Source organism: Streptomyces sp. PKU-EA00015 (assembly GCF_013387495.1).
Lineage (GTDB): Bacteria > Actinomycetota > Actinomycetes > Streptomycetales > Streptomycetaceae > Streptomyces.
Window position 1 is genome coordinate 1 of the sequence record NZ_JABZEE010000055.1, and the last position, 12,825, is coordinate 12,825.

At 72.0% G+C, this 12,825-nt stretch carries 16 protein-coding genes; 9 read left to right on the forward strand and 7 right to left on the reverse strand.

The features are described from left to right. Positions 1-19 precede the first annotated feature (19 nt). A complete protein-coding gene (locus HW130_RS29640) occupies positions 20-574 on the reverse strand; it encodes a YbaK/EbsC family protein (protein ID WP_177152837.1) in 555 nt (184 codons plus the stop codon). Between the two features lie 44 nt (positions 575-618). Beyond that, positions 619-1,191 (reverse strand): helix-turn-helix domain-containing protein, encoded by a 573-nt coding sequence (locus tag HW130_RS29645; protein ID WP_177152838.1) that lies wholly within the window; start codon positions 1,189-1,191, stop codon positions 619-621. Positions 1,192-1,283: 92 nt separating this feature from the next. Between HW130_RS29645 and HW130_RS29650 the strand changes: the two genes are divergently transcribed. Further along, the gene (locus tag HW130_RS29650; protein WP_177152839.1) at positions 1,284-2,150 is read left to right on the forward strand and encodes a DMT family transporter; all 867 of its coding nucleotides are present in this window, start codon (positions 1,284-1,286) and stop codon (positions 2,148-2,150) included. A gap of 35 nt (positions 2,151-2,185) precedes the next feature. Here the strand turns inward: HW130_RS29650 and HW130_RS29655 are convergent, their stop codons facing one another. Beyond that, positions 2,186-2,923, reverse strand: coding sequence for an acyltransferase (locus HW130_RS29655; protein WP_177152840.1), 738 nt, complete (start codon positions 2,921-2,923; stop codon positions 2,186-2,188). A 151-nt stretch (positions 2,924-3,074) separates the two neighbouring features. Here HW130_RS29655 and HW130_RS29660 point away from each other — a divergent pair, with 151 nt between their 5' ends. Further along, positions 3,075-3,605, forward strand: a complete 531-nt coding sequence (locus HW130_RS29660) for a gamma carbonic anhydrase family protein (RefSeq protein WP_177152841.1) — start codon at positions 3,075-3,077, stop codon at positions 3,603-3,605. A gap of 118 nt (positions 3,606-3,723) precedes the next feature. On the opposite strand, the gene HW130_RS29665 is transcribed toward HW130_RS29660, so the two are convergent. Continuing rightward, positions 3,724-4,377 (reverse strand): DedA family protein, encoded by a 654-nt coding sequence (locus HW130_RS29665; RefSeq protein ID WP_177152842.1) that lies wholly within the window; start codon positions 4,375-4,377, stop codon positions 3,724-3,726. Positions 4,378-4,463: 86 nt separating this feature from the next. Further along, entirely contained in the window at positions 4,464-4,916 is a 453-nt protein-coding gene (locus HW130_RS29670; protein WP_177152843.1) for a DUF4442 domain-containing protein, read from the reverse strand. A 106-nt stretch (positions 4,917-5,022) separates the two neighbouring features. Here HW130_RS29670 and HW130_RS29675 point away from each other — a divergent pair, with 106 nt between their 5' ends. Continuing rightward, on the forward strand, positions 5,023-6,039 hold the full coding sequence (locus HW130_RS29675; protein WP_177152844.1) for a hypothetical protein: 1,017 nt from the start codon (positions 5,023-5,025) through the stop codon (positions 6,037-6,039). Between the two features lie 69 nt (positions 6,040-6,108). Here the strand turns inward: HW130_RS29675 and HW130_RS29680 are convergent, their stop codons facing one another. Together HW130_RS29680 and tuf are read right to left on the reverse strand one after the other, a co-directional pair. After that, positions 6,109-6,954, reverse strand: coding sequence for a spermidine synthase (locus HW130_RS29680; RefSeq protein WP_177152845.1), 846 nt, complete (start codon positions 6,952-6,954; stop codon positions 6,109-6,111). A 61-nt stretch (positions 6,955-7,015) separates the two neighbouring features. After that, entirely contained in the window at positions 7,016-8,206 is a 1,191-nt protein-coding gene (tuf, locus tag HW130_RS29685; RefSeq protein ID WP_177152846.1) for an elongation factor Tu, read from the reverse strand. A gap of 430 nt (positions 8,207-8,636) precedes the next feature. Between tuf and HW130_RS29690 the strand changes: the two genes are divergently transcribed. The 6 genes from HW130_RS29690 (at position 8,637) to HW130_RS29715 (ending at position 12,793) form a co-directional block, all read left to right on the forward strand. Then, positions 8,637-9,341, forward strand: coding sequence for a TVP38/TMEM64 family protein (locus tag HW130_RS29690; RefSeq protein WP_177152847.1), 705 nt, complete (start codon positions 8,637-8,639; stop codon positions 9,339-9,341). Between the two features lie 328 nt (positions 9,342-9,669). After that, complete coding sequence (locus HW130_RS29695; RefSeq protein WP_177152848.1) at positions 9,670-10,542, forward strand: undecaprenyl-diphosphate phosphatase; 873 nt, start codon at positions 9,670-9,672, stop codon at positions 10,540-10,542. Positions 10,543-10,595: 53 nt separating this feature from the next. Next, the gene (locus tag HW130_RS29700) at positions 10,596-10,769 is read left to right on the forward strand and encodes a hypothetical protein (RefSeq protein WP_177152849.1); all 174 of its coding nucleotides are present in this window, start codon (positions 10,596-10,598) and stop codon (positions 10,767-10,769) included. A gap of 42 nt (positions 10,770-10,811) precedes the next feature. Beyond that, the gene (locus tag HW130_RS29705) at positions 10,812-11,027 is read left to right on the forward strand and encodes a hypothetical protein (RefSeq protein ID WP_177152850.1); all 216 of its coding nucleotides are present in this window, start codon (positions 10,812-10,814) and stop codon (positions 11,025-11,027) included. A 40-nt stretch (positions 11,028-11,067) separates the two neighbouring features. Continuing rightward, on the forward strand, positions 11,068-12,228 hold the full coding sequence (locus tag HW130_RS29710) for a methyltransferase (RefSeq protein WP_177152851.1): 1,161 nt from the start codon (positions 11,068-11,070) through the stop codon (positions 12,226-12,228). A 106-nt stretch (positions 12,229-12,334) separates the two neighbouring features. After that, complete coding sequence (locus HW130_RS29715; RefSeq protein ID WP_177152852.1) at positions 12,335-12,793, forward strand: nuclear transport factor 2 family protein; 459 nt, start codon at positions 12,335-12,337, stop codon at positions 12,791-12,793. Positions 12,794-12,825: the final 32 nt, after the last annotated feature.

Consider the following 12,825-nt stretch of genomic DNA (forward strand, 5'->3'; position numbering starts at 1 on the left):
ACGCTCGTGCTCAATACACCTAGATCCCGAGCCCTTCGATGACCACCGCGCCCGGCAGTGCGGCCAGTGCCTTGCCCGGAACGATCAGCTTGCCGCGGCGGCGGCCGCTGCCGATGAGGACCCATTCGGTGTCGACGACCCGGGAGTCCACCAGCAGCGGCCAGTCGCCGGGCAGGCCGATGGGGGTGATCCCGCCGTACTCCATGCCGCTCTCGCCGGTCGCCGTGTCCATGGACGCGAACGAGGCCTTGCGGGCGCCCAGTTGCTTGCGCACGGCGCCGTTGACGTCGACGCGGGTGGCGGAGAGGACGACACAGCCGGCGAGGGTGGTCTCGCCCGAGCGCTTGCCCGCGACGATGACGCAGTTGGCCGACTCGTCCAGCAGCTCCTGGCCGTAGTGCTTCGCGAACACGGCGGTGTCGGCGATCTCGGGGTCGGTGTCGACGTAGATCAGCTGGTCGGCGGGGACGTCCCCGTGCCAGGCGCGCACGGCCTGGGCGACCGGTGCGGTGAGCTCGTCGAGGCAGTCGGGGGCGGGCCTGGCGTTGTCGAAGTTTCCGATGGGTGCGCGCATGTACCGCACGCTAACAGCGCACCGCGGGGACGTGTCCGGGTGTCTCAGCGCACAGGCGGCACGGAGACGGCCATGGTCAGTTCGACGGTCTCGTCGCCGTCGTTGCGGTAGGCGTGCGGGACGTTCGCGTCGAAACTGGCGGAGGTGCCCGCCGGCACGGCGTGGGGCCGTCCGTCGACGACGAGGGTGAGCTCGCCGGCGGTGACGTGCAGCAGTTCGGTGGTGCCCTCGGGGTGGGGGTCGGAGACGCTTTCGTCGCCGGGCACCAGCCGCCAGGCCCACAGTTCGAGCGGGCCGCCGCGTTCGTTGCCGACCAGCAGGGTGGTGGAACTGCCCGCCGGGGTGGACCACATGCGTACGGCCTGCTCGGGCGGGACGATCCGCACCTGGGGGCCCTGCCCGTAGTCGAGGAGCGTGGTGATGCTGACGCCGAGGGCGTCGGCGAGCTTCACCGTGGTGCCGATGCTGGGGTTGGTGCGCGCCTGCTCGATCTGGATGATCATGCCCCGGCTCACGCCGGAGCGGGCGGCGAGGGCGTCCAGGGTGAATCCCCGCTCACCGCGCCAGTGCTTGAGGTTGCGGGCGAGCGACTGCGTGAGCTGGTCGAGATCCGACACGTTCCGTCCAATATTTTCAATAGTGGAGTTCAATGGAATGAACTACCGTGTGGTGCACCCCATCGTTCACCGCACTGTACTGCGAGGCTGTCATGACCGCACTGTTCGCCCTGGCCACCAGCCTCCTGTGGGGGCTGGCCGACTTCGGCGGCGGAGTGCTCACCCGACGGATGCCGGCTCTGACCGTCGTGGTCGCCTCGCAGTCGGTCGCAGTCGTGGTGCTCGGCGCGATCGTGGTGGCCACCGGCGGCTTCGCCGAGGCCGGACCGCGGCTGTGGTACGCGGCCGCGGCGGGCGTGGTCGGGCCGGTCGCGATGCTCTCGTTCTACAAGGCGCTGGCCCTCGGACCGATGGGCGTCGTGTCGCCGCTGGGCTCCCTGGGTGTGGCCGTGCCCGTGGGCGTCGGCCTCGTGCTGGGCGAGCGGCCGGGCCTGCTGCAGTTCGCGGGCATCGGCGTGGCCGTCGTCGGCATCGTCCTCGCGGGCGGACCTGAACTTCGCGGCGCACCGGTGCAGCGGCAGGCGGTCCTGCTGACCCTGACGGCGGCGTTCGGCTTCGGCGCCGTCATGGCGCTGATCGCCGAGGCGTCCACCACGGTCACCGGCCTCTTCCTCGCCCTGTTCGTGCAGCGGGTGACCAACGTGGCGGTGGGCGGCGCCGCGCTGTACGTCTCGGTCAGGCGCGGCGGGCGGGCGCTTCCCGAGGACGGCGGCATGCGCGTCGTCCTGGCGTCGCTCCCGGCGCTCGCGTTCGTGGGGCTGGCCGACGTGGCGGCGAACGGCACGTACTCCGTCGCGGCGCAGACGGGGCCCGTCACGGTCGCGGCCGTCCTGGCCAACCTCTATCCGGTGGTGACCGTGCTCGCCGCGCTGGCCGTACTCAAGGAACGGCTGCGCGCGGTGCAGGCGGCGGGCGCGGGACTCGCCCTCGTCGGCACGGTGCTTCTGGCGACGGGCTGATCACCCCCGGTGTGCATGGCCGGGGGACGTGCCTGTCAGCCTTCCTCCAACTCGGCGAGCGCGAGCAGTTGCTCGGGCGTGACGCCTTCCGGGATCGGCACGGGGGCGGGCGTCCGCAGCGGCGGCTGCCAGCCGTCCACCGGGTCCCAGCGGCGCACGACGCGTGCGGGCGCCCCCGCCACCACCGCGTGGTCGGGCACCTCCCCCCGTACGACCGCGCCCGCGGCGACCACGACGTTGCGGCCGAGCCGGGCGCCGGGCAGGATCACGGCGCCCGTGCCCAGCCAGCAGCCCCGTCCGATCTCGACCGGCTCCGTGCGCGGCCACTGCTTGCCGACCGGCTGTCCGGGGTCGTCGTAACTGTGGTTGGTCGACGTGATGTAGACGTACGGCCCGCAGTAGGTGTCCGAGCCGATGGTGACGCGCGTGTCGGCGATGACGTGGCTGCCGCGTCCGAGGACGACGCCGTCGCCGAGGGTCAGGACCGGGTCGGGGCCGAGGTCCAGGTCCGGCATCATGCCGGCCGTGAGCGTGACCTGCTCGGCGATGATGCAGTGGTCGCCCAGTTCGATCCAGCCCTCACCGAAGACGGTCCCCTGCGGGAAGGCCAGCCGGGTGCCGTGGCCCAGCCGCCTGAAGCGCAGCCGGCCGGGGTGTTCGGCGGTGACGGAACCCGCCTCCTGCACCCAGCGCCAGCCGCGGTGGACGGCACGCGCGAGAACACGCCGCCGCCAGGCGGTCAGCGATGAGAACGTGTTTCTGTTCTTCGGCACCCGCACACGGTAGTCGGCCGCCTGTGGCCCGATCCGCGCACCGTGCTGTGACGTTCGCCCCAACCGGGTCGGTGCACCCTGGCCGTTCGGCCCGCAGCGAGGTCGCTTACGGTGCAAGCAGGCGCGGCACGGATCACCGAGGAGAGACGGCATGGCGGAGCGGGCACTGATCGCGGGTGTGGGTGGCAAGGAACCGAACGTCGACCCGGACGCCTTCACCGCGCCCACGTCGGTGGTCATGGGCGAGGTGACGCTGGCCGCCGGTGCGAGCGTCTGGTACCAGAGCGTGCTGCGCGGGGACGGCGGTCCGATCGTGATCGGCGCGCAGAGCAACATCCAGGACAACTGCACCGTCCACGTCGACCCCGGTTTCCCGGTGACCGTGGGCGAGCGGGTGTCGGTCGGCCACAACGCGGTGCTGCACGGCTGCACGGTGGAGGACGACGTCCTGGTCGGCATGGGTGCGACGGTCCTGAACGGCGCGCACATCGGGGCGGGTTCGCTGATCGCGGCCCAGGCTCTGGTTCCGCAGGGCATGCGGGTGCCGCCGGGTTCGCTGGTCGCGGGCGTCCCTGCGAAGGTCCGCCGGGAGCTGACGGACGAGGAGCGCGAGGGCATCAAGGTGAACGCGGCGGTGTACGTGGACCTGGCGAAGGAGCACCGCGCGGCACACGGCGGGTGACCGCCGGGCCCGGTACGGCGCACGGAAGGTGGCCGCGCGTGGGGGCGGTTGAACCGCGCGGCCCCGCCCCTCGACGGGGAGCGGGGCCGGGGCTCACGGCAGTGTACTCGTCGCGTCGTCAGTCGGCGGCGGGAACGGGCTCCGGCTCGCGGACCGCGGGCGCCTCGGCCGCGGCCTTCTTGGCGCGGTTCTTCAGAACGAGCATCGACGTGACGCCGATCAGCACCGCGAGAACCAGGCCCAGCCAGGAGAACCGCTTCAGCCACGCCTCGGCGACCACGCCGACCGAGTAGACGACGGCCGTCGTGCCGCCCGCCCAGAGGATGCCGCCGAAGACGTTGGCGATCAGGAACTTCCAGTACGGCATGCGCAGCACGCCGGCCAGCGGTCCGGCGAAGATGCGCAGCAGGGCGACGAAGCGGCCGAAGAAGACGGCCCACATGCCCCACTTCTCGAACGAGCGCTCCGCCATCGCGATCTGGGCTTCGCCGCAGTGCTTGGGGAACTTTCCACCGAGCCAGGCCAGCAGCGGCCGGCCGCCCTTGCGGCCGATGGCGTATCCGATGGAGTCCCCGATGATGGCGCCGGCGGTGGCGCAGGCGCCGAGGACGTAGGGGTTGATCTCGCCGTGCTGGGACGCGAGCAGCGCCGAGCTGACGAGGACGATCTCCCCCGGCAACGGGATGCCGAGGCTTTCGAGTCCGATGACCACACCCACCAGGAGGTAGATGCTGAGCGGAGGGATGGTCTCGAGCCACTCCTGGACGTGCAACGCCGGTTCCTTCCGTACCACCGGGCCGCTGCCCGGCGTGCACCCCCGTCGGCGCACGCCGGGGCAGCCTACCCGGTGCGACGGCGTCAGCTGCTGGGGCGCAGGGTCCAGACGATGGTCATTTCGCCGGTGACGGCGCCGTCCTCGCGCTGGATGCTGATGTGCACCGGGAACTCGGGGCGCTCTCCGGCGTCGAGCTCCTTGACGACGTCCGCCACCGGGCGGGCGAGTGTGGCGGTGGCCGTGACGACGCCCATGGCGAGCTTCTTGTACCCGATCTCCGCCTTGACCGCGAGGGGCACGGCACGGCTCAGCTGGTCGCCGAAGGCGCTGAGGACGATCGCGCCGCTCGCGGACTCGGCAAGCGTGAACATGGCACCGGCGTGCGGACCGCCGACGTGGTTGTGGAAGTCGGCCTGGTCCGGCATCCGCAGGACCGCCCGCTCCGCGGTCGTCTCCAGGAACTCGAGGTTGAGGGTCCGGACCATGGGAACGGTGGCGGCGAGCATCTCGCCGATGGATGTCTGGTCTGCGCTCATGGGCCGGATGTTACCCACGAGTAGGGGCGCTTGGCCATCCCCTGCGGGGCGCCGGCCCGGGGGCGGACGTGGATCCGCCGTCGCGGCCCCTCTATGGTTACTCGCCATGTGGCCAGGACAGCAGCCGCCCGGGGGCGAGCAGAACCCGCAGGACCAGAACCCGTACCAGCAGCCGGGGTACCAGCAGCCGAACCCCTATCAGCAGCCGGGGTACCAGCAGCCGAACCCGTACCAGCAGCCGACCGCGCCGCAGTACGCCGTGCCCGGCCAGATGCCGGGTGCGCCCATGCCGCCGCAGGACGACAAGAAGAAGACGACGATCGTCGCCGTCGTCGCCGCGACCGCCGTGGTCGTGGCCGCCGCGGTCACCGGCTTCGTCGTGCTGAAGGACGACGACCAGGGCACGTCCGACAAGGGCGGCGGCACCACGGCCTCCAAGACGCCCGGCGGCGACACCTCGTCGGAGCCGACGCCGTCGCCGTCGGTGGACAACCCGCGCGACGGCAGTGACGCCAAGCCCACCATCGCGGGCTGGAAGGTCGTCACCAACCCCAAGCACGGCACCCAGTTCGACGTCCCGCCCGAGTGGGAGGTGGCGGGCTCGGGCGTGAGCACCTTCTTCGAGGACGAGAAGAAGGGCGACGGTTCGCCCGCGGTGGTGATGGGCGCTCCTGCTCACTACAAGAGCAAGTGGTGCGAGTTCGACACCGACAAGGACGGCAGCCTCGAGACGTGGGGCCTGAGCACCGTCGGCACCAAGGGCGGCAAGGGCGCCAAGACCGCTGCCGAGGCCGCCTACAACGAGGCCGGCAACTGGGTGTGGGCCGGCTACGCGCAGACCGAGCCCAAGGGCACGGTCAAGATCACCAAGGCCAAGGACTACACGACCACGTCCGGTCTGAAGGGCAGCGTGGCCACGGCCACGGCGCTGGGAGTGAAGAAGGAGAACAAGTGCGAGACCGACGGCAAGTCGATCGCCTTCTCCTTCAAGAACACCAAGGGTGACTTCAAGAGCTGGGTGCTCTACGCCAACACCGGCGTCAAGGACGAGGTCGACAACGCGACCATCCAGAAGATCCTCAGCACCGTGCGTCTGGTCGAGCCGACGGAGTCGGACTCCTGACTCCTTCCCCGGCCGTGACGGCAGCGCCCGTCACGGCCGGGCCGCCGCGGGCTCCGGCAGCAGGCGGGTTCAGCCCACGCTGAACGCGCCGTCGGGCGGCGGAGGCGAGGCGACCGCGTCCGTGTCGTGGACCGGGCGTGCGTCCCCGGTGAAACGCGCCAGGGCCTCGCCGTACTCGACGCGGGCCGGGAACGCGTCGGCCGCGACCAGGCGGGTGAGGCGGGCGACGTCGATCGGCTCGTGGGAGGCGACGAGCACCGCGTTGCCGAAGCGGCGGCCCCGCAGCACAGCTGGTTCCGCGATCAGTGCCAGCTCCGTGAACACCTCCGCGTATGTGGCGAGTTGGGAGCGCAGGAAGGCGAAGGGCGCACCGTCAGCCAGGTTCGCCGCGTACGTGCCGTCCGCGCGCAGCACCCGCTCCACGGCCCGGGCGTACTCCAGGGACGTCAGATGCGCGGGGACGCGCGAGCCGCCGAACACGTCGCCGATCACCACGTCGGCGCTGCCTGCCGGCGCCTCCTCCAGCCAGGTCCGCGCGTCCGCGGCGTGGACCGTGATCCCGCTGCCGGGCGGCAGGGGCAGGTGTTCGGCGACGAGCGCGACGAGGCCCCGGTCGGCCTCCACCACGTGCTGGCGGGCGTCCGGCCGGACCGCCGCCATCCGGCGCGGCAGGGCGAGCGCGCCGCCGCCGAGGTGCACGACGGACGGTGCCGCGGCACCGTCCGTCGCACGGTCGACGACATGGGCGAGCCGGCGCGCGTACTCGAACTCGAGGTGCGTCGGCTCGTCGAGGTCGACGTACGACTGGGGCGCGTCGTCGACGGTCAGCAGCCAGGCCCGGTCCCGGTCGACGTCGGGCATGAGCTTGGCGGTGCCGCCGTCGACGTCGCGCAGGACGGGGATCTGCTCGTTCACCGCTCCATTGTGCCGGGCGGACCGGGGCGGCCCCCTTGCGGAGGACCACCCCGGCCCGCGGTCACCCGACCGCGGTCACGGTCCCGGCCCCGACCGTGCGGCCGCCCTCGCGGATCGCGAAGCCGAGGCCGGACTCCAGGGGCACCTCCCGGCCCAGTTCGACGGTCATGGTGACCGTCTCACCGGGACGGGCGACCCCGCCCGCGCCGAGGTCGACGTCCCCGACGACGTCCGCGGTACGGATGTAGAACTGCGGCCGGTACCCGGTGGCCACCGGCGTGCTGCGGCCGCCCTCGCGCGCCGACAGGACGTAGACCTGCGCGGTGAAGCGGCGGCTGGGCACGACACTGCCCGGCGCCGCGACCACATGGCCGCGGCGCACCGCGTCGCGCGGCACCCCGCGCAGCAGCAGCGCGACGTTGTCGCCGGCCTCGGCCGACTCCATCGGCTTGCCGAAGGTCTCCAGCCCCGTGACGACGGTGCCGCCCTCTTGCCATGACGCAGTCGCCCCGAGGATCTGCACCCGGTCCCCCATGCGTACGGTGCCGCGCTCGACGGCTCCCGTGACGACCGTGCCGCGTCCGGTGATGGTGAGGACGTTCTCCACCGGCAGCAGGAACGGCGCGTCCGTGTACCTGACCGGCATCGGCACATAGGTGTCGACGGCGTCGAGCAGCGCCTCGACGGCGGCCGTCCAGCGAGGGTCGCCCTGCAGCGCCCCGAGTCCGGACACGCGGACGACGGGCGCCGCGTCGCCGCCGTAACCGTGGACGGTGAGGAGGTCGCGGACCTCCAGCTCCACGAGGTCGGTGAGCTCGTCGTCACCGGCGTCCGCCTTGTTGAGCGCGACGACGATGTGGTCGACGCCCACCTGGCGGGCGAGGAGCACATGCTCGGCGGTCTGCGGCATGACGCCGTCGAGGGCCGAGACGACGAGGATGGCGCCGTCGAGCTGGGCCGCCCCGGTGACCATGTTCTTGACGTAGTCGGCGTGGCCCGGCATGTCGACGTGGGCGTAGTGCCGGGTGTCCGTCTCGTACTCGACGTGCGCGATGTTGATCGTGATGCCCCGCGCGGCCTCCTCCGGCGCCCGGTCGATGCGGTCGAAGGAGACGTACGACGTGCCGCCGCCGGAGCGCTCGCTGAGCACCTTGGTGATGGCGGCGGTCAGGGTGGTCTTGCCGTGGTCGACATGGCCCATGGTCCCGATGTTGAGGTGCGGCTTGGTGCGCACGTATGCCGTCTTGGGCATGACTGGGTTCGTTCCTTCCCGGAACTCGAAGCGTGATCAGGACCCCTGGACCTCGCCGACCCTCCCCCTGCGGGGTCCGCCGGACGATCCGGGAAGGGTCAGCTTCGGGCGCCGCCGGGAGCCACGGCGACGTCGGCCGCGACTGCGGCGGCGTGGGATGCGGCTGCTGCCACGACCGCGGCAGCCGGGAAAGCGGCAGCCTTCGGCGCGTCCGCGACTGCGGACGGCGCTGCGGGGAAGGCGTACCGGACCATGTCGTCGATGATCGTGCAGGGCACCCGCCGCGTCGAATGGTTTTCCCGGGGCCGCAGTTGGACGGGACCGCACGGCCCGGCCGCCCCCGGGACGGCCGGCCGGCGCGGTGGCGCCCGGCGGGACGATGTGTGCCGCGCTACGGCGTTCGGACATGTTCGTCGGTTAGTCTCCCCGGATGCTCGACCCCGTCCCCCGGCCGGCATCCGGTCTCGCCGTCCGCTGCACCAAGGCCCTGTTCTCGCCGTGGTCGCGGCTGTCGCTGCTCCTCGTCCTGCTCGCGTCCGCCGCGTCGGCGGTGCTGCTCTACGAGCCGCAGCGGCTGCTCTCGGCGGGCTGGCCGCCCCAGCTGAGCGGGGCCGCGGCGGTGGTGCTGTTCGGCGTGGGGTACGGGGTGTGCACGGCGGCTTTCGTGCCACGGCCGATCCTCAATCTGGCGGCGGGAGCCCTCTTCGGTTCGCAGGCCGGGCTCGTCGCGGCGATCGGCGGCACGGTGCTGGGCGCGGGCATCGCGTTCACGCTCGGCCGGTTGCTGGGCCAGGACGCGCTGCGGCCGCTGGTGCGCGGACGCTGGCTGAAGGCGGCGGACGGGCAGCTCAGCCGGCACGGCTTCCGGTCGATGCTGGCGATCCGGCTGTTCCCCGGCGTGCCGTTCGCCGCGGCCAACTACTGTGCGGCGGTATCGCGGATGGGCTACCTGCCGTTCCTCCTCGCCACGGGCCTCGGGTCCATCCCCAACACGGCGGCGTACGTGATCGCGGGCAGCCGGGCGGGGTCGCCGACCTCGCCCGCGTTCCTGATCGCGGCCGGGTTCATCGTGGTGACGGGCGTGGCGGCGGCGGTGGTCGCCTGGACCAAGCGGCACCGGCTGCGGCCCCGGTGACCGAATTCTCCGTGACCGGGCGAGCCCCGGAACCGGGCGCGACCGGGAGCGGGACGGGGCCTGGGCGAAGTGCCGTCGTTTCGGGGCGCTACGCTGCCTCACGATCGGCGCCGGCCCGAGACGTACGCGCACCCGCGCGTCTCACGGGCCGTCAGTCCCATGGGCGCCTGACAGTCCGTCAGTCAAGTCAGCAAAGGGTCCGCATGACGACGATTGAACACGCCTGCCCATGAGCCGGCCGGTGTCCCGGCCGGCAACCGATATCTCAGCGCCGGCCCGTGCGTGTGCCGGTCGGACCGTGATCATTTCTTGGGTGGCGTAGCTTTCAATGTCTTGGTTCGAATCATTCATCCTGGGACTCGTCCAGGGACTGACGGAGTTCCTGCCGATCTCCTCCAGCGCGCATCTGCGGCTCACGGCCGCGTTCGCCGGCTGGCACGACCCGGGCGCGGCGTTCACCGCGATCACCCAGATCGGCACGGAGACGGCAGTGCTGATCTACTTCCGCAAGGACATCGCGCGGATCGTGACGGCCTGGTTCCGTTCGCTCACCGACAAGGCGATGCGCCGGCACCACGACGCCCAGATGGGCTGGCTCGTCATCGTCGGCTCGATCCCGATCGGAGTGCTCGGCGTCACCCTCAAGGACCAGATCGAGGGCCCGTTCCGTGATCTGCGACTGATCGCGACGACGCTGATCGTCATGGGCATCGTCCTCGGCGTCGCCGACCGGCTGGCCGCCCGCGACGAGATCGGCGGCCGCCACCGGGTGATCCGGGAACGCAAGACGCTGGAGCAGCTGAGCGTCCGTGACGGTCTGATCTACGGCCTGTGCCAGGCGATGGCGCTGATCCCGGGCGTCTCGCGCTCCGGCGCGACCATCAGCGGCGGTCTGCTGATGGGCTACACCCGCGAGGCGGCGGCCCGGTACTCGTTCCTGCTCGCGATCCCCGCGGTGCTGGCGTCCGGCCTGTTCGAACTGAAGGACGCCGGTGAGGGACATGTCTCATGGGGCCCGACGATCTTCGCCACGTTCATCGCGTTCGGTGTGGGCTACGCGGTGATCGCGTGGTTCATGAAATTCATCACTACGAAGAGCTTCATGCCCTTCGTGATCTACCGGATCCTGCTCGGGATCCTGCTGTTCATCCTGGTCGGAACGGATGTGCTGAGCCCGCAAGCGGGTGAGTCGGCGGGCTGACGGTCACTCTGCGGTGGGGGACGGTGACCGTTGCGAGGCCGTAATCTGATGCCATGTCCCCCATTCGCACCGACCGCGAAGCCGCCCTGTCCGCCACCGAGCTGAACGCCCGCATCCGTGACCTGTGGGCCGACGGGGAGCTTCCCGACGACCGGCGGCCGGAGTACGAGGCGCTCGTCGTGGAGTGGGCCGCCGCGGCACGCGAGGACGTGCGCCCGGCGGCCTGACGCCGGGCTGCGCGCCCGGCCCGCCCGGCGCACCCTGGAGTCATGGCCTGGCAGGCACCCATCGTCGTGCACCCGCCCTCGCCCGGCGGCGGGCGGCGTGTCACCGTGCGCGGCGAGATCGTGGGGCTGGCCCGCAGCGACAAGGACCTCGTGGAGTTCCTGCGCAGGGCGGGGCTCGACGACGCGGACATGATCCTCGACGACCCGCATCTGGTGGAGTGGCGCGGTGGCGCGGCCCACGAGGGCTACGCGGCCTGAGACCGGCGGGCGCCCCGCGCTCGGCTAGCCTGAGGGCACGATGAACCGTTTGACCACGTCATGGGGCGCGTTCGAACTCGCCCGCTTTCCCGAGGACCCCCGCGACACGCTCCGTGCCTGGGACGCCGCCGACGAGTACCTGCTGCGGCATCTGCACGGCATCGACGACGCCGCCCCCGTACCGCTGACCGGCACCGTGGCCGTCGTCGGCGACCGCTGGGGCGCGCTGGTCACCTCGCTCGCGGGCCACCACCCGGTGGTGCAGATCACCGACTCCTACCTCGGGCAGCAGGCGACCCGGGCGAACCTCGCGCGGGCCGGGACCGACTCGGGCGCGGTACGGCTGCTGTCGGCCAGGGACACCCCGCCGGAACGCGTCGACGTGCTGCTGGTGCGCGTACCCAAGAGCCTCGCGCTCCTGGAGGACCAGCTGCACCGGCTGGCGCCCGCCGTCCACGCGGACACGGTCGTCGTCGGCACCGGCATGGTGAGCGAGATCCACACCTCCACGCTGAAGCTCTTCGAGCGGATCATCGGCCCGACGCGGACCTCCCTCGCGGCCAAGAAGGCCCGGCTGATCTTCTGCACACCCGACCCGGACCTGCCGCGGGTGCCGAGCCCGTGGCCCCTGCGGTACGACCTGCCGGCCGACACGGGCGCGCTCGCGGGCCGCACCGTCACCAACCACGCCGGCATCTTCTGCGCGGAGCGCCTCGACATCGGCACCCGGTTCTTCCTGCGCCATCTGCCGACCGGACACGGTGCCGAACACGTCGTGGACCTGGGCTGCGGCAACGGCGTCGTCGGTACGGCGGCGGCGCTCGCCGCCCCACAGGCGCTGGTGACGTTCACGGACGAGTCGTTCTCGGCGGTCGCCTCGGCGGAGGCGACGTTCCACGCCAACGTGCCCGCAGGGAAGGCGGAGTTCGTCGTCGGCGACGGTCTCTCGGCGCTGGGCGACGGCTCGGCGGACCTCGTGCTGAACAACCCGCCGTTCCACTCCCACCGGGCGACGACGGACACCGCCGCGCGCCGGATGTTCGCGGACGCGCGGCGCGTGCTGCGGCCCGGCGGTGAACTGTGGGTCGTCGGCAACCGTCACCTGGGCTACCACGTGCGGCTGAGGCGTCTGTTCGGGAACTGCGACGTCGTCGCGAGCGACCCGAAGTTCGTCGTCCTGCGCGCGGTAAAGCGCCGCTAGTTCGTCGACGGCGGACGCGCCGTGGGGTGTCGCGCCCGGCGTCTCCAGGGACGACGCGCGCCGCACGGCTCTGGCGTCCTGCCCGGCACTGCCCGACACTGAGCCGATGACGCAGCGCGTGGATCTCGCGACCGTGATGGACCGCCTTGCCATCGACGAACTGATCACCGGCTACGCCGTCGCCGTGGACGACGGCGACTGGAACGCCTACCGGGCCCTGTTCACCCACGACGGGCGCGCCGACTACCGGGGGTCCGGCGGCATCGAGGGAACGGCGGACGAGGTCGCCGGCTGGCTGGCGGAGACGATGCGGCTGTTCCCGGTCCGCCAGCACCTGATCGTCAACCGCCGCGTCGGCCTGAAGGACCTCGGCGGATACCCGGGTGACAGCGCCGAGGTCCGGGCCGACTACATCAACCCGATGCTCCCGGCGTCCGGCGAGGACTTCGTCTCGGGCGGCCGCTACCGCTTCGCCCTGGCGCGCGGGGACGCGGGGTGGCGGCTGCGCACGGTGGTGACGGAGGAGAGGTGGCGCCGCGCGGGCGGTGTGCCGGCGGGGGGCTGAGGCGGGCGCTTCCCCCAGACGGCCCCTTCGGC

Bases quoted from the DNA above. Each gene is read 5' to 3' on its own strand.
- HW130_RS29640 (WP_177152837.1), bottom strand. From the start codon at position 574: ATGCGCGCACCCATCGGAAACTTCGACAACGCCAGGCCCGCCCCCGAC.
- HW130_RS29650 (WP_177152839.1), top strand. From the start codon at position 1,284: ATGACCGCACTGTTCGCCCTGGCCACCAGCCTCCTGTGGGGGCTGGCC.
- HW130_RS29660 (WP_177152841.1), top strand. From the start codon at position 3,075: ATGGCGGAGCGGGCACTGATCGCGGGTGTGGGTGGCAAGGAACCGAAC.
- HW130_RS29670 (WP_177152843.1), bottom strand. From the start codon at position 4,916: ATGAGCGCAGACCAGACATCCATCGGCGAGATGCTCGCCGCCACCGTT.
- HW130_RS29675 (WP_177152844.1), top strand. From the start codon at position 5,023: ATGTGGCCAGGACAGCAGCCGCCCGGGGGCGAGCAGAACCCGCAGGAC.
- tuf (WP_177152846.1), bottom strand. From the start codon at position 8,206: ATGCCCAAGACGGCATACGTGCGCACCAAGCCGCACCTCAACATCGGG.
- HW130_RS29690 (WP_177152847.1), top strand. From the start codon at position 8,637: ATGCTCGACCCCGTCCCCCGGCCGGCATCCGGTCTCGCCGTCCGCTGC.
- HW130_RS29695 (WP_177152848.1), top strand. From the start codon at position 9,670: ATGTCTTGGTTCGAATCATTCATCCTGGGACTCGTCCAGGGACTGACG.
- HW130_RS29700 (WP_177152849.1), top strand. From the start codon at position 10,596: ATGTCCCCCATTCGCACCGACCGCGAAGCCGCCCTGTCCGCCACCGAG.
- HW130_RS29705 (WP_177152850.1), top strand. From the start codon at position 10,812: ATGGCCTGGCAGGCACCCATCGTCGTGCACCCGCCCTCGCCCGGCGGC.
- HW130_RS29710 (WP_177152851.1), top strand. From the start codon at position 11,068: ATGAACCGTTTGACCACGTCATGGGGCGCGTTCGAACTCGCCCGCTTT.
- HW130_RS29715 (WP_177152852.1), top strand. From the start codon at position 12,335: ATGACGCAGCGCGTGGATCTCGCGACCGTGATGGACCGCCTTGCCATC.